Below are 21,242 nucleotides of genomic sequence, written 5' to 3'. Positions count from 1 at the left end.
GCAGTTATGCCTCAACAACGTTGATCACGTAGGAAAACCATGAGCGAAAGCTTTGCTGAACTGTTTGAACAGTCTATTAACGACATCAACATGGAGCCAGGCGCTATCGTCTCGGCTCAGGTTGTCGACATTGACGGTGACTGGGTTACCGTTAACGCTGGTCTGAAATCCGAAGGTCAGATCCCTGCGGCACAATTCCGCGATGAGAATGGTGAACTGACCATCGCTATCGGTGACGACGTTCACGTTGCACTGGAAGCCGTTGAAGATGGCTTCGGTGAAACGCGTCTGTCCCGTGAAAAAGCCAAGCGCGCAGAAGCTTGGAAGATTCTGGAAGCAGCCTTCGAGAAAGACGAAATCGTCAAGGGCGTGATCAACGGTAAAGTCAAAGGCGGCTTCACTGTCGACGTCGACTCTATCCGTGCCTTCTTGCCGGGCTCTCTGGTTGACGTTCGTCCGGTTCGCGACACTGCGCATCTGGAAAACAAAGAGCTGGACTTTAAAGTCATCAAGCTTGATCCGAAGCGCAACAGCGTCGTTGTATCGCGTCGTGCCGTGCTGGAAGCAGAAAACAGTGCTGAGCGTGAAGCGCTGCTGGCCACTCTGCAAGAAGGTCAGCAAATCAAGGGTATCGTTAAGAACCTGACTGATTACGGCGCCTTCGTTGATCTGGGCGTCTTTGACGGCCTGCTGCACATCACTGATATGGCTTGGAAGCGTATCAAGCATCCGTCTGAAATCGTTGCCGTTGGCGACGAGATCAACGTCAAAGTGCTGAAGTTTGACCGTGAGCGCAACCGCGTTTCACTGGGTCTGAAGCAGCTGGGCGAAGATCCGTGGGTCAACATCAAAGAGCGTTACCCGGAAGGCATGAAAGTGCACGCTGTGGTCACTAATCTGACCGATTACGGCTGCTTTGCTGAGCTGGAAGAAGGCGTTGAAGGTCTGGTTCACGTGTCTGAAATGGACTGGACCAACAAGAACATTCATCCGTCTAAAGTCGTTCAAGTGGGCGATGATGTTGACGTGATGGTTCTTGATATAGATGAAGAGCGTCGTCGTATTTCTCTGGGTATCAAGCAGTGCACTGCTAATCCGTGGGAAACGTTCAACGCTGAATACAACAAGGGCGACCGTGTTTCCGGTACCATCAAGTCAATCACTGACTTCGGTATCTTCATCGGCCTTGAAGGCGGTATCGACGGTCTGGTTCACCTGTCCGACATCTCCTGGACAGAAACAGGCGAAGAAGCCGTTCGCAACTTCAAGAAAGGCGACGAAGCAGAAGCCGTTATTCTGTCTATCGACCCGGAGCGTGAGCGCATCTCCCTGGGTATCAAGCAAATGGATTCCGATCCGGTTGCTGAGTACCTGTCAGTGAATGATAAAGGCAGCATCGTTACTGGACGCGTCGTAGAAGTTGACGCTAAAGAAGCACACGTTGAGCTGGCAACTGACGTTATTGCCATTCTTAAAGCGTCTGAAATTAGCGCAGACCGCGTTGAAGATGCACGCAATGTGCTGAACGAAGGCGACAGCGTTGAAGCGCGTATTGTCAGCGTCGATCGTAAGAGCCGTCAGATCAATCTGTCGGTGAAAGCGAAAGAGCAAGACGACACTCGTCAGAACCTGAAGAAACGGCGTGACCAAGAGCCGGAAGCAGCAGGTGGCCCGACCACTATCGGTGATCTGATCAAGCAGCAGATGGGTCAAGACTAAATTATTAGTTTTTTCCTACTAAAGCGCCGCCCAAAAGGGCGGCGTTTTTTTTGCAAAATTTTACACACTTTTCTTTGTTGGCTTAGTCAGAAGTAAGTGGATGATTGGGTTAATAAGCAAAGGCTTTAAAGCGCTATTGTGGATTGTAAAATTGTTTAGTAAATGGACCAAAATGAACTAGACTGTTGTCAATTACAAAATTTAAGGCAATAATGTGTCCGCATCCTGAACTAATCGGTATTGAGTTGCCCAGCTGAATGCCATCGCAGTTAAAACCAAGCTAAAAGGATTTCCTATGTCACTGTTAAACGACTACATTCAAAAAGAGCAGCAGCTTAAACAGCTTCAAGAAGAGCTGCAGCGTCTTGAAGGCGACCAGCGCCTGAAAAGCGAGCTTGAGTTTAAAGCTAAACTTGAAGCACTGATGAACGAGTTTGGTAAGCGTCCTGCAGATGTAATTGCGCTTTTGGATCCGACTACTGATCAGCGCAGTGCCAAAGCAGCTCCAGCCGCCTCTACTCGCCGTAAGCGTCGTTTAAAGATCTATAAGAACCCGCATACTGGTGAAGTGATTGAAACCCGTGGTGGGAACCATAAAGGTCTGCGTAGCTGGAAAGATGAGCATGGTGATGAAGCTGTCGAGTCCTGGCTCGTACGCATGGAAGACTAAGTAGTTTAACCGGCATTTCTAATAGAAATGCCGGTTTTGTTTTTAGAGGGTTAGTTTCCAGCAGCGACCTAGAAGACTGGCTTGGAAGTCAGCAGGGTTTGGCACTGCGGACTAGTCGGCCACTAGTTCAGCATCAACCAGTTCAATAGGTGTGCGTTGCTTCTCTCAGTAGTGGCACCCGCAGCTCTAAGTGATCGGGGTGCCATAAAATCCGTGGGGATTCTCCACTAATGTGAAAGCGATGCTGTTGATTGAGCAGCTGCAGTAGCGTTGATGTCAATGCATCTGATAGCTCATCAAAATCATCAAAGCAGGTTTTTGCATAGTGTTGTGCAGGAATTTCAATGCGCCGGTAAGCAACTGGTAGGGCTAAATTTTCTGTATTTGCTGTGTGGGCTAAATAGAGACCAATGTCAGTTCTTGACTTGCGTACCTTAGCGCCTGCCTCAAGGGCGTCAACTTTGTCTGCGAGCAGGTCAGGTAGCGCTACTGTAGGTGTCGCATGCCCCAGTTGAGCCACAAAGCAGGGGAGGTGGTTAGCATGGTGCGACATATTGCCTAGGCCAGAGATAGCATTTGGAGCTTTATAGACACGCGTAAAAACAGCCTGGCGTGGACGGCTCTTTTCGATAGTAGTGGTAAACTGTTTTACAGGTAACGCTAGGTGGCGCATGCTGCTAAAAGATTGGCGATAATGCCTAGGCGTCAGCTGATAGCGCCGCTGAAATGCGCGCGAAAACGATGAATGGTTTGCATACCCGCAGCGCATGGCAATATGCGCTATATTTTGTGGGGTAAGCGATAGCAAGACCGCTGCTCGCTCTAAGCGCCTCTGCTCACGATAAGCGCTAGGAGAGGTGTTGAAGCAGTGACGAAATTGCCGCCGTATCTGTGACGCTGAATATCCCAAGTGATTAGCAAGGTCTTCTATACTTAGCGATTGATCAAGCGTGTCCTGTAGCCAGATCTCAGCTCGCGACATTGCATTGAACATTATCTGGCCTCCCATGCGTGAGTCATACAGGTCAGTTGATAGCTTGCCTGTAATGCACCCTCCCGGTGCTTGTTGTTGCTGGTAACCTGGTGGTCCATGACTTTTATCGTTGCCACCAGTGTTTGAGTGTTATCTACAGAGCGGCCATCCATGGCTCGTGATGGAACGTGATGCGTTTGACGTTCGATAGATAGCCGGATAATCATTATTACCGATTAGTGGCTTCATCACGATGGTGTCTTTATGCTGCTAAGCTGAAGCAAAGGCAAGTTTGCTATGGGAGTTTACGCGTTTGTGCACAGTTTTTTTGTAAATAAAGTCTGTTTTGCAGACATATCGACCATCCCAAGTAAGGTGTAAATGAAACATCGATGAAATATCAAAAGGTTCAAAAACAACTGGATGAGCGTGAAAAGCTGCGTAAGTTTCGTGAGCTGGATGACGCCTTTGCGCAAGCATTGCGTCAGTTGGAAGATCCTGATAGTGACTTTGATATTCCAACAGGGCCCCCTGTACGCTCTTTAGCGGCGCTCGAGGCTGATGATCAGGCTGAGCGGCAGAAGGAACAGGATCTGCTGTTCAGCCAGCGCTTAAAGGCCTTGCTGAAGGAGTATGATTTATCAGAGGGTGGGGTAAGCGAACTGATACAGACGCTATTGGCCTACGGCCTATGGGAGATGGATCGCATGCCCGCCCAAAGTGACAGTGGGCACTAACGGTAGCGATATACCCGCAAGCTGGGTAGAAATACGTCACTCTCCAGCTTTTCATCCCGACGCTTTGCCCGCGTACGCTGCGCGGGCGGCTCTAGGGGCGGCATTTTATATGTGGCAAGCGATTTTCAGGGGCGGGAACAATAAGCGGCATGGCAATATTTAATGCGCGCCGGGGATGGCCGTCTTCTAGTGGTTCTGTAAAAAACAGGTTGCCGCGCATGAGCGGGGCTTGGTTTTGTACCTGTGCTAGCGGTTCGCTGCTTGGTATTCCCGCTAGTCTACGTAGCTGAATGCGGATATGTGGCGAGTCGGTATCTAACTGCAGTAGTTTCTGCTCAGCCTCCTGAACTGTGATGCGCTTGATAGAGCGCCCGCTGCTGTACCAAGCGAACCGAACTCTTGCGACAGGTGCTTCTGCAATAGGTAGCTGTCGCCAGCACTGTTTTAAATGCAGCCTAGCAAGGCCGCCCTGGCGAAGCACTGTTTCTACTTCAGGGTGGCGCTGTGGAAGGCGGTGTTTGGCTTCGCTGAGTGCGTTAGGGTGGCTTTGTTTGATTCGTTGGAGCAGCTCGCTTATCGCCTTTTTGGCAGCATTGACCTCTTGGAATGCTGATATAAGTGTATCGTCAGCGGCAATAAGAGCGATGTAGTTGCGAGTCTCACGGCCGTCTTGATTCTGCTGATGCCACATATCCAGCAATGCGGCCCGTAGCCACCCCGCATTGCTTAACCCATCAAAACGCCAGGTAGCGGGCGTTTTCGCTTCATATAACGTAGCGGCATGATGAATGGTGTTAATGAGTTGATCAAAATGATCATCTAACTCATGGAGTAAGCGATAAAGCGGGCGCGAGGTGTCGGTCATTAGCGGTACGCTGTGTTAAGAGAGCGGAGCATCTTTGTCGGCCTGAGCTAGCAGGGTTTCAATATCTGCTTCGTCCATAGCGGATTCACCTGAAATACGGTGGGACTCTTCTGCCCAGGCACCTAAATCTAGCAGTTGGCAGCGCTTACTGCAGAAAGGGCGGTAATGGCTTTCGGGGGCCCAGGGCACCCGTTTGCCGCACTGTGGGCAATCTACTTCCAGCGGTGCATCATTAGCGGGAATGGGCATGGTGGGCTCCTTTATGATGTTTTGCTGTTTCGGTAACGCTGATCTAGCGTACTTACTTGTTGCCGAGTGAAGTCGAGGCCCTGACTGTTATCAATGACATCGTCTGCACGTGAGAGGCGTTCGTCTCGAGGCAATTGGGCGGCGAGGATAGCACGCACTTGCGTTTCGCTCACCTTATCCCGCGCCAGTGTCCGGGAGATTTGCTCGTGTTCTGGAACATCAACCACCAATGTACGGTTCACCAAGGCATCCTGTCCTGATTCAAACAGTAACGGCGATACCAATAGCACATAGGGCGATGTTGCGCTCAAGCGCTCAAGGTGTGCAAGTAAACGCTCGCGAATGCGAGGATGAGTAACGGATTCAAGCCACGCGCGCTGAGTAGGGTCATCAAACACAATTTGGCGCAACGCAGCCCGATTAAGGCTCCCATCTTCATTAATAACCTGCTCACCGAAGCGCTCGGTAATTGCCGCTAGAGCAGGCTCACCTGGTGCTACGACTTCACGAGCAACGTCATCGGCATCCACCCAGCCCGCTCCAAGGTCTCCAAAAGCGCGGGCAACGGTGGATTTTCCTGACCCGATACCGCCAGTGACACCAATAATCATGTGATTCCTTTAAAGGCTATCAAAAACAAAGGTAGCAGACTGATTAATAGATGAGCGCCAGATAAAGTGCCATCAGCTCATCGCCCACCAGTAGCCCTATCCATCCAGCCAGCGCTAAAAATGGCCCAAAGGGGAGAGGCTGCCCGCGTAAGCGGGGTGATAGTGCTTGGGCTACTAGCCCACAAATAGCGCCTATGCCTGCCGAAACAATCAGTAGTAGCGGTAGCATGCTCCAACCAAGCCAAGCGCCTAAGGCGGCTAGCAGTTTGAAGTCGCCAAAGCCCATTCCCTCTTTGCCAGTTACCAATTTAAAGAGCCAATAAAAGCTCCACAATACGAGATAGCCAGCCATCGCTCCCCATACTGCGCTAGGCAGCATCACCGGCTGAAAGAGTAGTTGGTAGAGTAGGCCCGCCCATAATAGCGGTAGGGTAATAATGTCGGGCAGCAAATAAGTGCGTAGATCTATCACAGTTAAGGCTAGCAGCGCCAGACATGCACCGTAGATGAACAGGCTAGCTACGCTAGGACCGTGCAGTGCCAAGACGGCTACAGCAAGCACTCCACCCATTAACTCTACAACTGGGTATTGGGGGCTGATGCGGGTTTGGCAGTGGGCGCAGCGGCCGCGACGCTTTAACCAACCTACTAGTGGTAGATTGTCGTGCCAGGCAATGGCATGTTCGCAGCTTGGGCACATAGAGGGTGGGTAAGCGAGGTTAAAACGCGGTGCAGGCTCCGTGGGTTGCTCAAGCGACTCCAGCGCCTCGTTGCGCCACTGGCGCATCAGCATAACGGGTAAGCGAGTGATCACGACGTTTAAAAAACTGCCTAAGCAAAGGCCTATCACCAATGCAGACACATACAAAAATGTTGGCGGTAAGCCCATGGTGCTCCTAATTGAGTCTCAAGGTTAGGTTATAGCGCCGTACCAATTTCAAATATCGGCAGGTACATTGAAACGACAACGCCACCCACCAGGAAACCGAGTACCACAATAATAATTGGCTCCATAAGTGAGGTTAGCGCATCCACTTTGTTATCTACTTCTTCTTCATAATAGTCAGCCACGCGGTTAAGCATGGCATCTAGCGAGCCCGCTTCTTCGCCAATGCTCACCATTTGTACAGCCAATGCAGGGAATCGGTTGGTCATGCGCATGGCGAAGTGGAGCTGTTGGCCCGTAGTGACATCTTGGCGCACTTCATTGATTGCTTTGCTGTACACACGGTTATCCGCAGCACCAGCGGCAGTTTCCAAACCTTCAACCAACGGCACACCAGAGGCAAAGGTTGTCGCTAGGGTACGAGTGAAGCGGGAGACGGCTGACTTATGCATGATATCGCCAATGATGGGTAGCTTAAGCAGCAAACCATCTAGCCGATAAGCGACCTTAGGCGAGCGCCGCGCAGCGGCTTTTAAAAGCATGATGCTTCCCACTAACGCGCCGAGGGCATGGAGCCAATACTGCTGCGCCATCTCAGAAAGGTTAACGGTAAACTGAGTAAGGGCGGGTAGCTCAGCACCAAAACCCTGGAACATACTCTCGAACTCTGGCACTACCTTGATTAACAGCAGCATAGTGACCCCAATACCAATAGCCATAACGGAGGTCGGTTACCAAAGTGCTTTTTTCACTCGATTTTTAAGCGACTCCACTTTCTCTTTGTAGCTGGCAATACGCTCCAGCATTTGGTCGAGCGCGCCAGCCTGTTCGCCTGCATCGACTAAGTTTACAAATAGTCGATCGAACTGTCTGGGGTGTTTGGCCATGGCCCCAGAAAGGCTATCACCCGAAGAGACGTCCTCCATAATTTGCTGTGTTAGCGCCACCATCGCTGGTTTTTTTAGGCTTTCTGAAACGGCCTGCAGCGCCTGCAAGATAGGAATGCCCGCTCGTACCATGGTGGCCATTTGGCGAGCAAAGACCATGATATCGACATTGGTGACCTTGCCTCGGCCGCTGAAGCTGCTGCGCTTTTGGACTTTGCTAGCAACAATACGCTGTTTGGCGAGCTGCTCTACAATATCCGCCTTGGTACGGCCGATGAGTTCGCCACGCATAGGCCTATCTTGGGGGCCTTTACCAGCCCACTTCCAGCGGTGCAGCGGAGCGGGCTTGGCGCGGCGTGCTTTGGCTCTAGCCATTCGCTGGGTTACTCCTTACTGATTCGGTTAACTTCATCTAGACATGTGCTGCCATCAAGAACGCGGCTTAGGCAGCTTTGGTAAAGGCTAGGGTAGCCTTCCCGGCGCGCTTGCTGGTCGATTTCAATGGCATTGCCATCGCGCATAATCAGTTGGCGCATCTCGTCGGTAATCGGCATTACTTCATAAATGCCAAGCCGCCCTTTATAACCCTGAGTACATTGCTTACAACCAACCGCCTTATAAATAGTGGCATCGCGAATATCTTGCTGGTTGAAGCCTGCTTTACGCAGTGCCTCGACAGGAATCTCAGCGGGCGTTTTGCACTGATGACACAATTTACGGGCTAGTCGCTGAGCAATAATTAAGCTGACTGAGCTGGCAATGTTGTAAGTAGCGACCCCCATATTGGCAAGGCGTGTTAGCGTTTCCGCCGCCGAGTTAGTGTGCACGGTTGAAAGCACCAAGTGGCCAGTTTGAGCCGCTTTTACGGCGATCTCAGCGGTTTCTAAATCACGAATTTCGCCTACCATCACAACATCAGGGTCTTGGCGCAAAAAAGCACGGAGAGCGCTGGCGAAGTCGAGGCCAATTTTGGGGAGTACGTTGACTTGGTTAATGCCTGAAACTTTAATTTCTACCGGGTCTTCAGCCGTGCAGATATTGCGCTGGGTTTGGTTGAGAATATTGATGCCGGTATACAGAGTGACGGTTTTACCACTGCCGGTTGGTCCAGTCACCAAAATCATGCCTTGGGGCTTTTTAAGCGCGTTCTCATAAGCAGTTTGCTGTTGAGGGCTAAAACCAAGCTGGTCAATACCCAGTTGTGCGGATGTGGGGTCCAATATTCGCAGAACGATTTTCTCACCCCATACCGTAGGCAATGAGTTGACACGGAAATCAATCGAACGGGTTCGTGAGAGCTGCAGCTTGAGCGCGCCGTCTTGTGGCAGGCGTCGTTCGGAGAGATCTAGCCGGGGCATAATCTTCAAACGCGCGGCAAGACGGTCTCTTAGGGCAAACGGCGGGCGAGCAAACTCTACCAACAAGCCATCGACACGAAAGCGTACACGGAATTGGGTTTTGTAAGGCTCAAAGTGAATATCCGATGCCCCTCGACTAATGGCATCTAGGAGGATTTTATTGACAAATTTAACAACGGGGGCGTCTTCGCTGTTTTGCTCGGCTTTATCCAGGGCAACTTCATCGCCATCCGCGTTTTGGATGATATTAAGCCCACTGACCGCATCATCAACGTTTTCCAGTTCCTCAAGCATGCTGCGCTCATTTTGCGCGAGATACTGGATTAAAGTGTTACGAAGCTGATCAGCGGGTGCTAGTACGCCATCTACACTTAGGCCGGTGGCAAACTGTAGTTCATCCAGCTGTGTTAAGGTGGCTGGGTAGGGCACGGCCACGGTAAGCCGGTGTCCATGCCGAGCAAGGGGAAGAATATCCAGCCGTTGTAGAATTTTTACGGGGTAGTCATTAGCAGGTGGTAGGGCGTTAACACGGATAGCTTCCAGATCAATGACAGGTAGGCCATACTCCCAGGCCGCTGCAACGGCCGCTGCATTGGACTCAACTAGCCCGCTATCCACCACATGCTGTAGAAGCGAAATTTCTAAATCCGCAGCCGTGCTTTCCGCAACGGTCGCCTGGGCATCGGTTAGCAGGCCGTGCTTGACCAGCCGTTTGGCAATACCGCGCAGCCCCCCATGGTGGGCCGCATGGCTAAGGGTGGACTCCGGGGTGATTTGGCTCATAGCTGACTCGGTGGCTAGGCATATATGCTGAGTGTTGTACCATATTTACCCTATATGAGGTACTAGCCACCTCTAGGCTAACCGATGAAATAGGCTGCTACAGAGGCTCTAAACGGATGAGAAAGCTGGTTGCCATAGCCGGGTTCGTAAGCTACTGTAAGCCGTATGTTAGGCGACGGTTTAGTGAATCCTAGCATACTCATACCCTCACCACCGCAAGGGAACCTCGCAATGCAAACTACTCAACCTAACCAACCCCGCCGCTTCAAGCAGCAGGGCTTTACCCTCATCGAGCTGCTGATTGTAATTGCGATCATCGGTATTCTTTCCGCTGTAGCTGTGCCTCAATACCAAACGTATACACAACGAGCAGAGGCAACATCGGCATACTCCACTCTAAGCTCACTTCAGACTGGTTTTGACGCCGCTTTGGCTTCTGGAGTTGATCCCGATGAGGAGTTTGATGCTACTGATGGCAATGATGCTTTTGAAACTTATGTAGGCTTTGACGAAGAGGAGTTGAGCGGTGGGAATACTGTTACATACACAGGCCTGGATACGACTATGCCGACAATAACTTTTAACTTTGGTTCTATTGGTGCTGCTGCAACCAGTGGAACGGATGGAGCGGGTGATACATCCGCTTCTAACACTATGGCTGTAACTCGTACTGCTAATGGTGGCTGGACTTGTGCAGCCACTATTGAAGACAATATTCGTCCGCGTGGCTGTCAAGAAGATACAGAACAAGAGTAATTAATATTTGTTTGCTTAAAACAGCCGCTGACTATGCGGCTGTTTTTTATTTCCACACTCCCTGCGTATTTGCCTTATACACTCAAAGCTCCTAGATAGATTAAATGCCTTGAAGGAGCCAGTTATGAGACCCTTCACCTTAGGCGTTTTACTCGCCACTCTGTTTTGGCATACAGCCGCTTCCGCACAGCCTGCCCATGCGCCTGCTCACGGTGCGCGAGACCACGGTAATGCCAAGCATCATCATGAACAGCGCCACCAGTATGAGCGCGACCACCGATATGTCGATTTGCCGCGTATTAATGAACGTGAGCTACTTAGCCTGTTGCGCCAGTACGATGCCCCCCGCGCTGAGCCGCTGCCGCCAGGCATCCAGCGCCGATTAGAGCGCGGTAAACCGCTTCCTCCAGGCATTGCTAAACACTTTGATGGGCCGATTGCCCGTGAGCTGCCTCGTTATCCCGGCTACGAGTGGGAGCGTGTATGGGCGGATGTGGTCTTGATTGAAGCGGCTACCAGGGTGGTTGTAGACGTGCTGGTAGACGCTTTGCGCTAGCCCCCGAAAAGTGCAGCGTTTATGCTGGGTGAATGGTGGAATTTATCCAATGAACAGGAGCACTTATGGCTAACATCCCTCTAGAAGAGCGCCTAGCGCTGGCAATGGCGATTGCGGAAGAGGCCGGGCAGATGATTCGTGATGCCCGCGAACAGCAAACTTTTAGCCAGCGTTTAAAGGCGGGCATTGAGCTCGTGACCGATGTGGATGTTGCCGTCGATAAGCTGATTAGCCAGCGTTTGGAAGAGCACTTCCCCGGTGAGGCGCGCTTAAGCGAAGAGCTAAGCCCAGAAGAAGCGCTACACAACCCCGCCGAACAGCTATGGGTGGTTGACCCTATCGATGGCACGGTGAACTTTGCTCAAGGCCTGCGCCATGTGGCAGTTTCTATTGGCTGGATTGAGCAGGGGGTAGGAAAAGTGGGAGTGGTTCATGCGCCATTTCTAAATGATACCTTTAGTGCTGCTCAGGGCTTAGGGGCGTTTTGTAATCAGCAGCCGATTACACCAAGCGGTGCGGATTCGCTGGAAAGCACCTTGGTAGGCACTGGCTTCCCTTATGATAAAACAGCACGGAAGCACCTGCTGCGCCGTTTGGAAGCTACGTTGACCCACTGCCAAGACGTACGCCGCAATGGCTCAGCGGCCTTAGATATTTGTGATGTCGCCTGCGGGCGGTTAGATGCCTACTATGAAACAGTTTCGCCCTGGGATTTTGTAGCGGGCTGGGTTATCGCCCGGGAAGCTGGTGCGCGTGTAGGGCATCTAGTGGATGTGCCCGCCGACATACCTGCCGACCTCTTTCCAGAGCAGCTGTTGGTCACTGCGCCAAAGGTATATGACGCCATGGCCACGATGCTGATTGAAGCCAGCAGCTAGCCGGTTGGCAGGCGAAACGGCAAGCATTTGAAAAGAAAGCGCAAAAAGAGCTTTTCATTTGGCTAATAAAGCGCTAGTATACGCACCGTCTTGAGGCAAATGCCAAACAGACATCGGAGTGTGGCGCAGCTTGGTAGCGCGTTGCAATGGGGTTGCAAAGGTCGCAGGTTCGAATCCTGTCACTCCGACCAAAGAAATTATAACAAAAACCGCCGCTTACGGATCATACCGAGCGGCGGTTTTTGTTTGTGTCGAAAAATTTTCGAAATATTTTCGAAAAACTCTACATAGTCTTTTCTAGCATGAGACGTGGCGCATCCCACTGATAGCCCATACGAGTCATCTACATATGCCGCATATGTAGATGCTGTTAATCATTAGTTGCATGTCCATAGGCGAAGTCTATGACTTCTCTGGCAACACCCTCATAGCCTGGAAATAATACAGATCCCTTCACTCCAAGGTCTTCACAAAGCCATAGGAGCTCAGCAGCCTCATCGATAGGTAGCGTGATTTTCAGGAGTGATGGTTGGTCTTTGAAGGGATGCTTGTAAATTTCCTCCTCATATTCTAATCCAACATAATCAAGTTTTTCCCCGCGACCTGCATTGAGCCTGGATACTGTAAAAACCCCCTCTTGCGCCGATAAATTTGCACTAGTTCCTCCAGGCAATTCTAGTAAAGATATTTTTTTCCAAGCCCTATGTGAATTAATGCTTAGAGCCCAAACAGCCAGATGCCCATCTTTTCTATTTGTCTGTTTCAGTGCCGCTGATGCTGCAAAATACGCAGCTACATAGGATCGTCGCGTCCAATCCAGCAAACAGGTTGGAATGCCATGGTGTTGTGCAGTAGCAAGTACTGGATAGATAATTTCAGGTGGCCATGCTTTCGGGTCAATGGTGTATTGGTCTGGTGCAGCAAGGAGGTTTCGCAACTCTCTTGAATCACCAATAACTTGAATGCCAGATCTATCACAGGCCTCAAGAAATTTTTGAAGTACTATCACCTCAAAATAAACCTGAATATCTCCTTTTGGTTCGCCTAGTCGTCCTAGTAATGAACGAGTAGAAGGTATGCTCTGTGGGCGGTAAGCAGCTGGTACCAAGTTATACGTAGAGCATGGTTGACCACGGAATACGTACCCTTCACGAGGCCACCGTTCTCGGTTTAATGGAGAAAGGTAGTCTATGAGATCTCTCGCTTTTTCGATTGCCTTTTCTTGGTACATGAATATCAAGCCCTGCTTTTTATGATGATTTTTAGAATAAAATTTCACCTATACCAGTTGACATTAATTGTTTTATGTATATTGGGTGTTGGTTTAGGAAAAAATTATCTTCTTGTTCAGCTTGAACTAATTTCTATTCTGAACAAGCTTATTGATCAAAGGAATATCGTTCTTCAGTCAAAGTAGACAATAATAATTTGATTTAACCCTGCAGCAAAGCCTCCATCGTATAAGGGTTCCCCTTCGACTGTTGCCACCGTGTGTCGTGGCCATCGAGGTAGTGCTGCGTCATGCTTTCGTCGGCGTGGCCCATGAGCACCTGTATGTCGTTCACCGGCGTGCCTTTCAACTCCAGCAAGCGTGAGCCTAGCGACCGTATCTCATGGAAGGTCGGCTGTGCCGTAGCGGGCATGCTCTTGATGCTGGGTACACGCTCGCGCAGCTTGGCAAATTCCCTCGATAGGTAGTCACCCGACACCTGGGACCAGTGCGCTTTCCCTTTATGATCGGCGATGCGTTCGGGCATGCGGTGAACGATAAAAGGGGAGACAGGCGCAATTAGGCGCGATCTGCGAATCAGGTCTTCCATAGCCGGGGTAAGCTCGATCGCTACGTAGGCCGTCTTGCTGCGGTCCCGCGTTTTCTGGCGTATGTAGTGGAGGCGGCCGTTGCGAATGTCGTCGTATCTAGCGGCGGTTACCTCGGCACGGCCGAATAGGCACAGTAGCGAGAGTTCCATGGCAATCTTCATCCAATCCGGAGCCAGGGCGTGCATGGCTTTGAACTGGTCGACCGTCAAACGCCGGCGCTGCTTCTCATAGTGGTTGTTGGTGCGCGTTGGCGCGACCGGGTTGGTGTCTATCCAGCCCTTGGTCTGGGCGAACTGGAAGATCTGCGATAGCACTGCGCGATACTGCACATACGCGCTGCCCTGGTGGTTTTCATCCAGGTACTCGGCACACCAGCGCGTCGTGATGTGCTCGAGCAGCATACCGCCTGCATCTTTAATCAGGCGCTGGCCACGGCCACGCTTTGCCTTCTTGGTCCACTCCTTCAGCTTAGGGTCGGCGTCTACCCATTCGCTCAGCCATGCTGTGACTGCAGCTTTGAGCGTGACACCGCTTTCGCCCATCACCTCGGCTACCAGATCGGCACCGGTCATCAAGCGCGCATTGAGAATGCGCGCCGCGTCCTGCGCCTTGGCTTTGTCTCTACCCATCCCGTGGCGCGTGCCAGTGTCGGGGCGACGGTAGATATAGTAGCCCTTGCTCTCATACAGGTTCGGCTCCAGGCCTTTGTTCTTTCGCTTCCTTGGCCGTGGTGGCATGTCACGCCTCCATCAATACGCTGTCGGCTAGGTCGTTGCCGGTCTGGCGACGTTCGGCGTCGAGATCAATAAACCAGGTACCGCCCATCTTCTTAGCGGGTACCGAACCTTCGCGGCACCAGCGGCGCACCGTGGTGAGAGCGGGCGGATTACCGGCGAACCGTGCGCGGCGCCACTGATCTAAGTCCATCAATTTACCTGTTCGCATGTCAGTCTCCTGTGTGCCGCTGGCCACCAGGGCCATACCCTTGTTCTGCGCGCCACTGTTGATCCTGCCGCGCCATACTGTCATCAATCAATTGCTGCTGATGCTGCTCGAGTAATGCTCGAATCGCGGGGTTAGCCTCAAGCTGCCGTAGCCGGTTCAGCTCTGCCTGTTGGCGCTCGATGATGCCGGTGGCCACCGTGGCCAACTCCCACATATCGTTAGTGGTTTCACCGTCTGCCCGCACTTTGCCCAGTCCGTAGCAGTGCCCACAGGGGCGGTCTTTATTGCCCTTGATGTGGTCGTGACCGCTGCCAAGGCAGACGGGGCAGTCGTCGGGTAGTAGCGGGCGCCAGTGGTCCAGCCAATCGTCCTGCGTGGTAACATTCTGAATGCCTTTGTCGAGATCCTCGTAAATGATCAGCCAGCTACCCTCGAGCGGGCTTGCGCCCATGTGCTGCTGTAGCTCAGCGTATTTACCACCGCGCTCGCGGTGGGTGTGGGTGGGTTGCTGGGTCATTGGTAGGCTCACGCTCCTTTCCTCCCTTGCCCGGAAAAATGCCGATAAGCCAGCTTTGTCAGCTCGTATTGCTTTCCAGAAAGGCATGTACCTTCTGCAATCAGGCCTGCTGCTATGAGCCTATCGAGTGATGCTATAACTCGTTGATCTGTCCAGCCGCGACCCTTACCGGGCCGCCAGCATGAGAGCAGGTGGTCAAGCTCTTGGATTCCAACGGGTGAATAAAAAAAACGCTTTAGAATGATTTCGTCATCGATCATCTGGTCTTCAGCGGCCAGGGCGTCGATTCGCTGCTGGCGCTTGCATGGAGCCAGGCCTGTATCAACAGCAGCGTACCGGGCGTTTGCCTCTAACAGCTCATCAAGTGCAGCACTCATACCATCATGCCCTCCTGAATGGCTTCCCGCGGCTCAGACCGATTGATCACGTCGAAGCACTTCTCAACGCTGGGCTGCTGGTGGTTCACCGTCCACCTCCCAGCACTGGAAGCCCTTCCTCATCGATCGGCGCACCGGCGGGGAGAAAGTCGGTACCGGGTTGCCGACGCGTAATCTTCAGGCGATCATTTTCAGCACGGGCGGTATCCACAATCTGGGCCGATACTTCGCTTACCGCTCTAGCGCGCTGGATCTCTTCTTTCAGCGCAGCCCCTTTGATGCTCTCGTCACCCAGTCGCTCAAGCTGGGCAAACAGGTGATTGCGTAGGTCATCAATCTTGTTTTTCATACCTGTTGACTCCTGCGGTTGATCTTCCGGTTTAGGGCCCCGCGTAGCTGAACAATTTGCGGCAGCGGCTCGGGCAGGTTGAGGTAGCTGTTACGGCGCATGAGATCGGCGCGGCTGATCAGCTCCAGGTTGGCTGGCGCAAAGTTCCGGCTGTTGCTGTCGCGGAATATCACGGCGTGCCCCTTAGGCACGGGTTTGCCGTGATGCTTCTCCCACTCGATGTGGCTGACCGGCACCCAATCCCGTGGCGGGTAGCCGGTATCGCTCAGCTTGCGCTGCAGGGTAGCCCTCTTTTGTGACGCGCTCGCTGCCAATCGGCAACCAAGTGTGCGGCTTGTGACCTGGCTTGAATTGCCCTTTCTCGCTGCCGCGAGGGCGAAAGTGCGTGCCCTTATTCCACGTGGGGTGGCCGCTCCGGAATTGACCAGGTTTTTCCCTTTCCAGGTAAGCGGCTGACTTTTTCAGCTCGTTGTTCACCGCTGCGTTTTTAATACTGCTCAGGCTGCGGCGGAAGATGCGTGCCAGCGTTGCGTTATCCGTGTCCGGATACACCTTCGCCAGCGCTGCCAGGTCTTCCGGCGACCAGGGCTTACCGTTGTTAGCGAGGTAGTCCGTCATTGGCCATCCCCCTTGGATTCCTCCCCGCCGAGCCACTCCAGAATGCGCTCTACACTCTGGCGCAGGCTGCCCGCCATCAAGATGAAGTCGGTTTCAAAGCGGGCGAGGGCGTCGTCGCCATCGTCGGTGGCGTCGGCCTCCTCAATGAGCGCATCACCGAAGCGGAGAGACTTCAGCGCCAGGTCGTCATGAAGCACGAACGAAAGCTGGCCCTCGATGCTGAGTGCGAGTTTGCTGGCTTGGCGTCCGCTTTCGAGGAGCTGCTGCATCTCGTCGCTATCGAGATCCACCTGCCGACCGCGCACCACGCCATCGTTGCCTTTGGCTTTGAGCTCGACGTTGTCGCCTAGCTGGAGATCGGCGGGGCGCGAGGCGGTGTCACCCAGCCACGTGGTCATGGCGCGAATAGGCAGCGTTTGACTGGTCAGCGGTGTGGCTTTCAGGCTGCCCAGGGTTTCGCGCAGTAGGTCCAGCGCGTCTTCAGCGCGTGAGCGGCTGCTGGTGTTTACACCGATTAGCTGGCGCTCTGTGTCCCACCACATATCAATCTTCTGGCTGCGTACGAATGCCCGGGGTAGCAGCTTCTCGGTAACCTGTTCCTTTAGAGCGGTTCTCTCTTTGCGCGTGACCTTGCGCGCCTCGGTGGCTTCGATCTCCGCGACTTTCTCGTCTACTTCCTCGGCAACTACGGAGGCGGGCAGCAGGCGCTCTTGCCGGAGGGCGCTTATCAGGCGGTGGCCATCGTTCTGCAGGGTGTGCAGCAGTTGCTCGCCACCCTTGCGACCCGCTGGGGCTGCCCAGCCAATACGGCGTGCATCGGCATTGCCTAGCGGCTTGCTGGCATGTTCGGCTAAAAGCTCTGCCGTTTGCTCAGGGCTGAGCAGTTGCACGCCGTGCAGGCGGTATAGATGTAGGTTTTTGAACCACATGTTAGGCGTCCTCTAATTCGACTGGCGAAAAGATGCTATGAATCGCGCCAGTCTTTATAAAATCGTCTAGTACGATGACCTCAACGCCTTTACCCAGCGTCCCGAGAAAGCCATAAGACTTCCAATTACACGCTTCGCCATTACTATCGATGTGGCCGCTGTTGCATTCGTAGGGATTGCTGGTTTCCTTTGAGCAGGCCGGACAGCGAAACTTTCCCGACGAGAACCTCGCCTTAAATTCATCCAGCGTCTTGAAAACATGAACATCATTAACGTTTGGATAGCGAGACTGCTGGTAGTGGTTAATCGTATTCACGCGGCGACCCTCTTCCCAAGCGCGTAGTAGTTGTTCTTTGTCAATTCCCAGGTGCTGGCTATAGTGCTCAAGCCGATCAGGAATGAAGGCGCGCAGCTCGCACGCGCGCTCTTCACCTACATGCCCTGGCCACCCGTCATAAGCCTGCTTGGCCAGAGCTTCGATAGTCGTGGTGATGTAATCGCTCATTTAGGCGTCTCCCTGCTTGGGCTTCTCGCTGCCCTTAGCGGGCGCTGGCTGTCTAAAGATTCGGTCGAACTGTTCATCAAAGGTCATGACTGGCTCAAATGCCGCCGTATATCGCTCGCTGCGCGTCTTCGGCGGGGTAGTTGGGGTTGTGGTAGCACCACTCCGATTTGATCCGGTGCGGGAAGTGGTAGCCGTCGCAGTAGCACGTTAGGTGCCGCCACCCGCGTTTATCGGCCCAACTGTCGATCCGGAGGGAGTCGACGCTGCCGCAGCTTCTGCAGCGGAGGCGGCGGACGTAATCGCTGGGGTGCTTGGCCTTCACTTGGCGCGCACCGCATACCCGGCACCGGCAGTGGCGGCGGCGGTTGCCGACGGTCACGGCCTGGCCGAGCTTGTTGCGGACTATCACGCGGCCACCTCAAGGGGCACTGCCTTGGTGAGGTCGCTCTCCTCGATGTAGCGGCCCAGCTCTGAGCGGGTGTATTTGCCCGCGTCGTTTGTGTTGTTGCGGTAACCGTTAAAGTCGGGTGCGAACCATGCCGAGTGGCCTTTGTGCCAAATCAGGTAAAGGGGTTCGTCAGTGGGGAACAGGATCTCTTTCAGCACTTGGGCGCGCTTGAAGTCCATGGCCTTGATGGCTTTTGAGAGCTCGCCTTCCAACCGCTTGCGGCGTTGGCGCTCGTTGCGCTTGTCGCGTAGGCTGCCGGGGTTATTGGCGTATAGGTAGAACGATGCTTCATTGGTAACGCCGTACTTTCCGCTCACCACCCACCACATGTTGTTGATGTTGTAGTAAGCCGTACCGGTGCACATACGGCCTTTACTGTCAGGGAAATAGACGTGCTGACCATGTTCAATTAGCTGGCCGTCAGCTGATTTGCGGTTGTGGTCGCTGATCTCATAGGTGCTGGTGTCGCCTTTGAAGTGCCAGCTTGACGCCCAGCAAGCTTCTACAAACTGCATGGCAGTGAGTGCACCAGGGCCTCGCTTTTCGCTACGCCCATCACTTTTGCTCGAAGAAAACTCATAGCCAGCAAATACGTTGCATAGGTAGCACCGTAGGCGGTTACGGGTGCGCTGCATTTCGAGGCGCAGCAGGTAGGGCATGCGCTGCTCTTTATCAAAGTCGTAGCGGCCACCGTTGGAGTTGCTGACGTTGGCAACGTCTTGCCACATTTGAAATTCGATGTGGCGACCGGAGAGATCTAAAAGCCCCTGCAGGTCGCCTTTACGGCAATGGCGGTGATCTTCAGCCAAGCGCTGGCCATACGTTTCAACCATGTCAGCGGGCACTTCTGTGTGCCACCCTAGCCGCCGCAGCTGCTGAGCCATGCGAAGAAACACGTCTTTTTTGAACTGGCGTTCCCAATTGCCAAGCACCCGGCCTTCTGGTTCTTCCCAGATGTTTATGCTGGCATCGTGAAATGAAACGGTTCCTGTACGGTTGATCTGTGGCATGGTCATCACCTCAAAACTGAACCAGTTGATGGATAGGCACGGTCTCGGGCATGGCGAGCTGTGCCGGGGCGGAGTAGTGGGGTTGGATGGCTGGCGCGGCGGGCTGCATGCCGGGGCACTGTTCTTCCGCAATGTCTTTGTAGTCCGGCTGGCCGGTGCGCTCTGAAAGGGGAACGCCCCTGGCTTCTTCGGCGGCCCAGATCGCCGCGTCGGTGCAGTAGCTCACGAGCCAATCAGCTTCCTCTTGGGCTTCGCCTTTGGAGAGGTAGCCCATCACCAGCACCGCGATGACGAGAAACGCTGCGCATAGGGTCTTAATGGCTTGGGGGCTCACTGGGCACCTCCTTTGTGTTGATAGGCGCGCAGTTCAGCCACCATTTGCTCCAAGCCGTTCAAGGCGCGCTCTGGCGTGGTGAGGGGCGGTAGCGAGGTGGAAAATAGCGTCTCTTCTTCATGGTCATGCGCATCTTTCACCGACACGCCGCCGGGGGCGATGACCATGACGGCACAGCGCTGCTGCAGCACCTGCATATCCAGCACGATGTCAGCGAGGTCATGCACGCGGTTACGAATGAGTTGCTTGATGGTTTTATCTTGAATGCTCATGCGTACACGCTCCCGGTATCACGGCGGGAAAACGTGCGGCTGGCGCTGACTTGCTGGCGCGTGCGCACCGGCGGGCGGTGGCGCAGAGTTTCGGCATCGGGGTTCAGGCCGCTGATGACCAGGGCGATCAGTAGGGGAGCTATCCAGCCGCGGCGCATGGCCTCAGCTACTGCGCCCGCCGCTTTGTAAACACCCAGCTTGTGATAGCCCTTTTTGAGACTGCCGCGAACGGTTTCAGGGGAGCGCCCGGTGGTGCGCGCTATCTCTTTGCAGGTGTTGCCCGCGGCCAGCAGCATGAGATCCACCGCCTCGGTGCGGGTAAGCCCTAAGCTGCCGAGTTCTGTGTTGATGGTGGCTTGCCAGTTGCCTTGTGTGATTTGCATTGCGCTTCCCCTTGCAACTCATAAGTTATGCGTTGAAGTATGCGAAAGCTCATAATATCTGTCAATGCGAAAACTCATATTTTTTATGGGGCACAAAAAAAACCGCCTCGATGGGCGGTTTTGTTTAGGCGATAGGCTGGTGTCAGGAAACAGCGTGCATCTCCTTTTTTTCTGCAATGGCTCTGGATTCGTAATATTCTTGCGCTTCAGCTTTCATGGTCCAATGGGCGTTATGGCCTTGCTCGTCAATGACTTGGCGCACCTGCTTAATTGGAATATTGAAAAACTCTTTGCGAGGATTGATGCGGTTGACTTGGTGTTCTGTAAACCTACGGTGTAGCTCTTTTTCTAAGCTAGGCGCATCTTCTGAGTAGATCATGGCATGAACATCGAATGAGAAGGGAACGCTAGCATCGCCAAGTTCTTTAACACGATCCATGGGATCTAACCGTCGAGTCATGCCGATTTTTAGAACATTTTGGCCGAAAGAGCCAATATTAGAAATAACATATACATGGCCACGCTTCGTTTGCTGCGCCATGGAAAGTGCTCGTTGCCCGCGCGCTTCTGCCTCTTCCAGCTGTTGCTCTAGCTCGTAGAGGCGCTCTTGAAACTGCAGGCGCTCTGCTTCGCTGGCGTTATCCATTTGCTTGCGTGCTTCTTCCATGGCTTTAGCAAGCATTCGCTCTTCTTTTTCTGCTTCGTTCCGCGCTTTCTCAATGTCACGGCGAGCCTTTTCTTCTTCTCGCATCTGTTCTCTGATGGCGCGCTGCTCTTTGTAGTGGTCAACTAATCCCGGACAGTAA

At 53.2% G+C, this 21,242-nt stretch carries 27 protein-coding genes, 1 tRNA gene and 2 pseudogenes; 7 read left to right on the top strand and 23 right to left on the bottom strand.

All coding sequences use genetic code 11. The features are described from left to right. The first annotated feature begins 39 nt into the window (after window positions 1–39). Both rpsA and B4967_RS04340 read left to right on the top strand, forming a co-directional pair. Complete coding sequence (rpsA, locus tag B4967_RS04345) at window positions 40–1,719, top strand: 30S ribosomal protein S1 (RefSeq protein ID WP_083023826.1); 1,680 nt, start codon at window positions 40–42, stop codon at window positions 1,717–1,719. A gap of 295 nt (window positions 1,720–2,014) precedes the next feature. Continuing rightward, complete coding sequence (locus B4967_RS04340) at window positions 2,015–2,389, top strand: histone-like nucleoid-structuring protein, MvaT/MvaU family (RefSeq protein ID WP_044627966.1); 375 nt, start codon at window positions 2,015–2,017, stop codon at window positions 2,387–2,389. A 142-nt stretch (window positions 2,390–2,531) separates the two neighbouring features. Here the strand turns inward: B4967_RS04340 and B4967_RS04335 are convergent, their stop codons facing one another. Beyond that, window positions 2,532–3,371, bottom strand: a complete 840-nt coding sequence (locus B4967_RS04335; protein ID WP_243470321.1) for a helix-turn-helix transcriptional regulator — start codon at window positions 3,369–3,371, stop codon at window positions 2,532–2,534. A 383-nt stretch (window positions 3,372–3,754) separates the two neighbouring features. Between B4967_RS04335 and B4967_RS04330 the strand changes: the two genes are divergently transcribed. Continuing rightward, window positions 3,755–4,099: a hypothetical protein gene (locus B4967_RS04330; RefSeq protein ID WP_054641180.1), complete on the top strand. Its 345-nt coding sequence runs from the start codon at window positions 3,755–3,757 to the stop codon at window positions 4,097–4,099. On the opposite strand, the pseudogene B4967_RS04325 reads toward B4967_RS04330, so the two are convergent. From B4967_RS04325 to pilB, 6 genes and pseudogenes are all read right to left on the bottom strand, one after another. Beyond that, window positions 4,096–4,964, bottom strand: a pseudogene (locus tag B4967_RS04325) (DNA replication terminus site-binding protein). The gene B4967_RS04330 and the pseudogene B4967_RS04325 overlap by 4 nt on opposite strands. A gap of 15 nt (window positions 4,965–4,979) precedes the next feature. After that, the gene (yacG, locus tag B4967_RS04320; protein ID WP_083023823.1) at window positions 4,980–5,213 is read right to left on the bottom strand and encodes a DNA gyrase inhibitor YacG; all 234 of its coding nucleotides are present in this window, start codon (window positions 5,211–5,213) and stop codon (window positions 4,980–4,982) included. 11 nt (window positions 5,214–5,224) lie between these two features. After that, window positions 5,225–5,824, bottom strand: coding sequence for a dephospho-CoA kinase (coaE, locus tag B4967_RS04315; RefSeq protein WP_083023821.1), 600 nt, complete (start codon window positions 5,822–5,824; stop codon window positions 5,225–5,227). A 43-nt stretch (window positions 5,825–5,867) separates the two neighbouring features. After that, window positions 5,868–6,713, bottom strand: coding sequence for a prepilin peptidase (locus B4967_RS04310; RefSeq protein ID WP_083023820.1), 846 nt, complete (start codon window positions 6,711–6,713; stop codon window positions 5,868–5,870). Window positions 6,714–6,742: 29 nt separating this feature from the next. Beyond that, window positions 6,743–7,972, bottom strand: a pseudogene (locus B4967_RS04305) (type II secretion system F family protein). An 8-nt stretch (window positions 7,973–7,980) separates the two neighbouring features. Next, on the bottom strand, window positions 7,981–9,738 hold the full coding sequence (gene pilB / locus B4967_RS04300) for a type IV-A pilus assembly ATPase PilB (protein WP_083023818.1): 1,758 nt from the start codon (window positions 9,736–9,738) through the stop codon (window positions 7,981–7,983). Between the two features lie 231 nt (window positions 9,739–9,969). On the opposite strand from pilB, the gene B4967_RS20075 reads away from it, so the two are divergent. The 4 genes from B4967_RS20075 (at window position 9,970) to B4967_RS04280 (ending at window position 12,119) form a co-directional block, all read left to right on the top strand. Further along, complete coding sequence (locus B4967_RS20075) at window positions 9,970–10,494, top strand: pilin (protein ID WP_139794403.1); 525 nt, start codon at window positions 9,970–9,972, stop codon at window positions 10,492–10,494. A 124-nt stretch (window positions 10,495–10,618) separates the two neighbouring features. Next, the gene (locus B4967_RS04290) at window positions 10,619–11,050 is read left to right on the top strand and encodes an anti-virulence regulator CigR family protein (protein WP_083023814.1); all 432 of its coding nucleotides are present in this window, start codon (window positions 10,619–10,621) and stop codon (window positions 11,048–11,050) included. A 65-nt stretch (window positions 11,051–11,115) separates the two neighbouring features. Beyond that, entirely contained in the window at window positions 11,116–11,928 is an 813-nt protein-coding gene (locus B4967_RS04285; protein WP_083023812.1) for an inositol monophosphatase family protein, read from the top strand. A 114-nt stretch (window positions 11,929–12,042) separates the two neighbouring features. Continuing rightward, a tRNA-Pro gene (locus B4967_RS04280) sits at window positions 12,043–12,119 on the top strand. 179 nt (window positions 12,120–12,298) lie between these two features. On the opposite strand, the gene B4967_RS04275 is transcribed toward B4967_RS04280, so the two are convergent. From B4967_RS04275 to B4967_RS04210, 16 genes are all read right to left on the bottom strand, one after another. Beyond that, complete coding sequence (locus B4967_RS04275; RefSeq protein ID WP_083023811.1) at window positions 12,299–13,159, bottom strand: FRG domain-containing protein; 861 nt, start codon at window positions 13,157–13,159, stop codon at window positions 12,299–12,301. A 202-nt stretch (window positions 13,160–13,361) separates the two neighbouring features. Beyond that, window positions 13,362–14,486 carry a tyrosine-type recombinase/integrase gene (locus B4967_RS04270; protein WP_083023809.1) on the bottom strand — a complete coding sequence of 375 codons (1,125 nt, stop codon included), beginning with the start codon at window positions 14,484–14,486 and terminating at the stop codon, window positions 13,362–13,364. 1 nt (window position 14,487) lies between these two features. Further along, on the bottom strand, window positions 14,488–14,694 hold the full coding sequence (locus tag B4967_RS04265) for an excisionase (RefSeq protein ID WP_083023807.1): 207 nt from the start codon (window positions 14,692–14,694) through the stop codon (window positions 14,488–14,490). A gap of 1 nt (window position 14,695) precedes the next feature. Then, window positions 14,696–15,211: a hypothetical protein gene (locus B4967_RS04260; protein ID WP_083023805.1), complete on the bottom strand. Its 516-nt coding sequence runs from the start codon at window positions 15,209–15,211 to the stop codon at window positions 14,696–14,698. Window positions 15,212–15,219: 8 nt separating this feature from the next. Continuing rightward, entirely contained in the window at window positions 15,220–15,588 is a 369-nt protein-coding gene (locus tag B4967_RS04255) for a hypothetical protein (RefSeq protein ID WP_083023802.1), read from the bottom strand. 85 nt (window positions 15,589–15,673) lie between these two features. After that, window positions 15,674–15,937, bottom strand: a complete 264-nt coding sequence (locus B4967_RS04250) for a hypothetical protein (RefSeq protein WP_083023800.1) — start codon at window positions 15,935–15,937, stop codon at window positions 15,674–15,676. Continuing rightward, entirely contained in the window at window positions 15,934–16,110 is a 177-nt protein-coding gene (locus B4967_RS18205; RefSeq protein ID WP_243470316.1) for a hypothetical protein, read from the bottom strand. Before B4967_RS18205 ends, B4967_RS04250 begins: the two co-directional genes overlap by 4 nt. 10 nt (window positions 16,111–16,120) lie before the next feature. Beyond that, window positions 16,121–16,555, bottom strand: a complete 435-nt coding sequence (locus tag B4967_RS04245) for a hypothetical protein (protein ID WP_207953573.1) — start codon at window positions 16,553–16,555, stop codon at window positions 16,121–16,123. Further along, window positions 16,552–17,484 carry a recombination-associated protein RdgC gene (locus B4967_RS04240; protein ID WP_083023796.1) on the bottom strand — a complete coding sequence of 311 codons (933 nt, stop codon included), beginning with the start codon at window positions 17,482–17,484 and terminating at the stop codon, window positions 16,552–16,554. Before B4967_RS04240 ends, B4967_RS04245 begins: the two co-directional genes overlap by 4 nt. Window position 17,485: 1 nt before the next feature. After that, window positions 17,486–17,989: a hypothetical protein gene (locus B4967_RS04235; protein ID WP_083023795.1), complete on the bottom strand. Its 504-nt coding sequence runs from the start codon at window positions 17,987–17,989 to the stop codon at window positions 17,486–17,488. 94 nt (window positions 17,990–18,083) lie between these two features. Beyond that, entirely contained in the window at window positions 18,084–18,398 is a 315-nt protein-coding gene (locus B4967_RS17735) for a hypothetical protein (RefSeq protein WP_139794401.1), read from the bottom strand. Beyond that, complete coding sequence (locus B4967_RS04230) at window positions 18,395–19,447, bottom strand: hypothetical protein (protein WP_083023793.1); 1,053 nt, start codon at window positions 19,445–19,447, stop codon at window positions 18,395–18,397. The genes B4967_RS17735 and B4967_RS04230 overlap by 4 nt, the downstream gene beginning before the upstream one ends. A 10-nt stretch (window positions 19,448–19,457) precedes the next feature. Continuing rightward, window positions 19,458–19,781, bottom strand: a complete 324-nt coding sequence (locus B4967_RS04225; RefSeq protein ID WP_083023791.1) for a hypothetical protein — start codon at window positions 19,779–19,781, stop codon at window positions 19,458–19,460. Next, a complete protein-coding gene (locus tag B4967_RS04220; protein WP_083023789.1) occupies window positions 19,778–20,053 on the bottom strand; it encodes a hypothetical protein in 276 nt (91 codons plus the stop codon). Before B4967_RS04220 ends, B4967_RS04225 begins: the two co-directional genes overlap by 4 nt. Further along, window positions 20,050–20,436 carry a LuxR C-terminal-related transcriptional regulator gene (locus B4967_RS04215; RefSeq protein ID WP_083023787.1) on the bottom strand — a complete coding sequence of 129 codons (387 nt, stop codon included), beginning with the start codon at window positions 20,434–20,436 and terminating at the stop codon, window positions 20,050–20,052. Before B4967_RS04215 ends, B4967_RS04220 begins: the two co-directional genes overlap by 4 nt. Before the next feature lie 142 nt (window positions 20,437–20,578). After that, on the bottom strand, window positions 20,579–21,242 hold a 664-nt coding region (locus B4967_RS04210), incomplete at its 5' end, for a GIY-YIG nuclease family protein (protein ID WP_192859193.1).

The organism is Vreelandella lionensis (genome assembly GCF_002087295.1).
GTDB classification, from domain to species: domain Bacteria; phylum Pseudomonadota; class Gammaproteobacteria; order Pseudomonadales; family Halomonadaceae; genus Vreelandella; species Vreelandella lionensis.
Note: the sequence above shows the minus strand (reverse complement) of the source record. Positions and strands in the feature narration are given on the sequence as shown.

What these genes read in the sequence shown, in the direction of transcription:
- rpsA (WP_083023826.1), top strand. Translation starts at nt 40, where the DNA reads ATGAGCGAAAGCTTTGCTGAACTGTTTGAACAGTCTATTAACGACATC.
- B4967_RS04340 (WP_044627966.1), top strand. Translation starts at nt 2,015, where the DNA reads ATGTCACTGTTAAACGACTACATTCAAAAAGAGCAGCAGCTTAAACAG.
- B4967_RS04335 (WP_243470321.1), bottom strand. Translation starts at nt 3,371, where the DNA reads ATGTCGCGAGCTGAGATCTGGCTACAGGACACGCTTGATCAATCGCTA.
- B4967_RS04330 (WP_054641180.1), top strand. Translation starts at nt 3,755, where the DNA reads ATGAAATATCAAAAGGTTCAAAAACAACTGGATGAGCGTGAAAAGCTG.
- yacG (WP_083023823.1), bottom strand. Translation starts at nt 5,213, where the DNA reads ATGCCCATTCCCGCTAATGATGCACCGCTGGAAGTAGATTGCCCACAG.
- coaE (WP_083023821.1), bottom strand. Translation starts at nt 5,824, where the DNA reads ATGATTATTGGTGTCACTGGCGGTATCGGGTCAGGAAAATCCACCGTT.
- B4967_RS04310 (WP_083023820.1), bottom strand. Translation starts at nt 6,713, where the DNA reads ATGGGCTTACCGCCAACATTTTTGTATGTGTCTGCATTGGTGATAGGC.
- pilB (WP_083023818.1), bottom strand. Translation starts at nt 9,738, where the DNA reads ATGAGCCAAATCACCCCGGAGTCCACCCTTAGCCATGCGGCCCACCAT.
- B4967_RS20075 (WP_139794403.1), top strand. Translation starts at nt 9,970, where the DNA reads ATGCAAACTACTCAACCTAACCAACCCCGCCGCTTCAAGCAGCAGGGC.
- B4967_RS04290 (WP_083023814.1), top strand. Translation starts at nt 10,619, where the DNA reads ATGAGACCCTTCACCTTAGGCGTTTTACTCGCCACTCTGTTTTGGCAT.
- B4967_RS04285 (WP_083023812.1), top strand. Translation starts at nt 11,116, where the DNA reads ATGGCTAACATCCCTCTAGAAGAGCGCCTAGCGCTGGCAATGGCGATT.
- B4967_RS04275 (WP_083023811.1), bottom strand. Translation starts at nt 13,159, where the DNA reads ATGTACCAAGAAAAGGCAATCGAAAAAGCGAGAGATCTCATAGACTAC.
- B4967_RS04270 (WP_083023809.1), bottom strand. Translation starts at nt 14,486, where the DNA reads ATGCCACCACGGCCAAGGAAGCGAAAGAACAAAGGCCTGGAGCCGAAC.
- B4967_RS04265 (WP_083023807.1), bottom strand. Translation starts at nt 14,694, where the DNA reads ATGCGAACAGGTAAATTGATGGACTTAGATCAGTGGCGCCGCGCACGG.
- B4967_RS04260 (WP_083023805.1), bottom strand. Translation starts at nt 15,211, where the DNA reads ATGACCCAGCAACCCACCCACACCCACCGCGAGCGCGGTGGTAAATAC.
- B4967_RS04255 (WP_083023802.1), bottom strand. Translation starts at nt 15,588, where the DNA reads ATGAGTGCTGCACTTGATGAGCTGTTAGAGGCAAACGCCCGGTACGCT.
- B4967_RS04250 (WP_083023800.1), bottom strand. Translation starts at nt 15,937, where the DNA reads ATGAAAAACAAGATTGATGACCTACGCAATCACCTGTTTGCCCAGCTT.
- B4967_RS04245 (WP_207953573.1), bottom strand. Translation starts at nt 16,555, where the DNA reads ATGACGGACTACCTCGCTAACAACGGTAAGCCCTGGTCGCCGGAAGAC.
- B4967_RS04240 (WP_083023796.1), bottom strand. Translation starts at nt 17,484, where the DNA reads ATGTGGTTCAAAAACCTACATCTATACCGCCTGCACGGCGTGCAACTG.
- B4967_RS04235 (WP_083023795.1), bottom strand. Translation starts at nt 17,989, where the DNA reads ATGAGCGATTACATCACCACGACTATCGAAGCTCTGGCCAAGCAGGCT.
- B4967_RS04230 (WP_083023793.1), bottom strand. Translation starts at nt 19,447, where the DNA reads ATGCCACAGATCAACCGTACAGGAACCGTTTCATTTCACGATGCCAGC.
- B4967_RS04220 (WP_083023789.1), bottom strand. Translation starts at nt 20,053, where the DNA reads ATGAGCATTCAAGATAAAACCATCAAGCAACTCATTCGTAACCGCGTG.
- B4967_RS04215 (WP_083023787.1), bottom strand. Translation starts at nt 20,436, where the DNA reads ATGCAAATCACACAAGGCAACTGGCAAGCCACCATCAACACAGAACTC.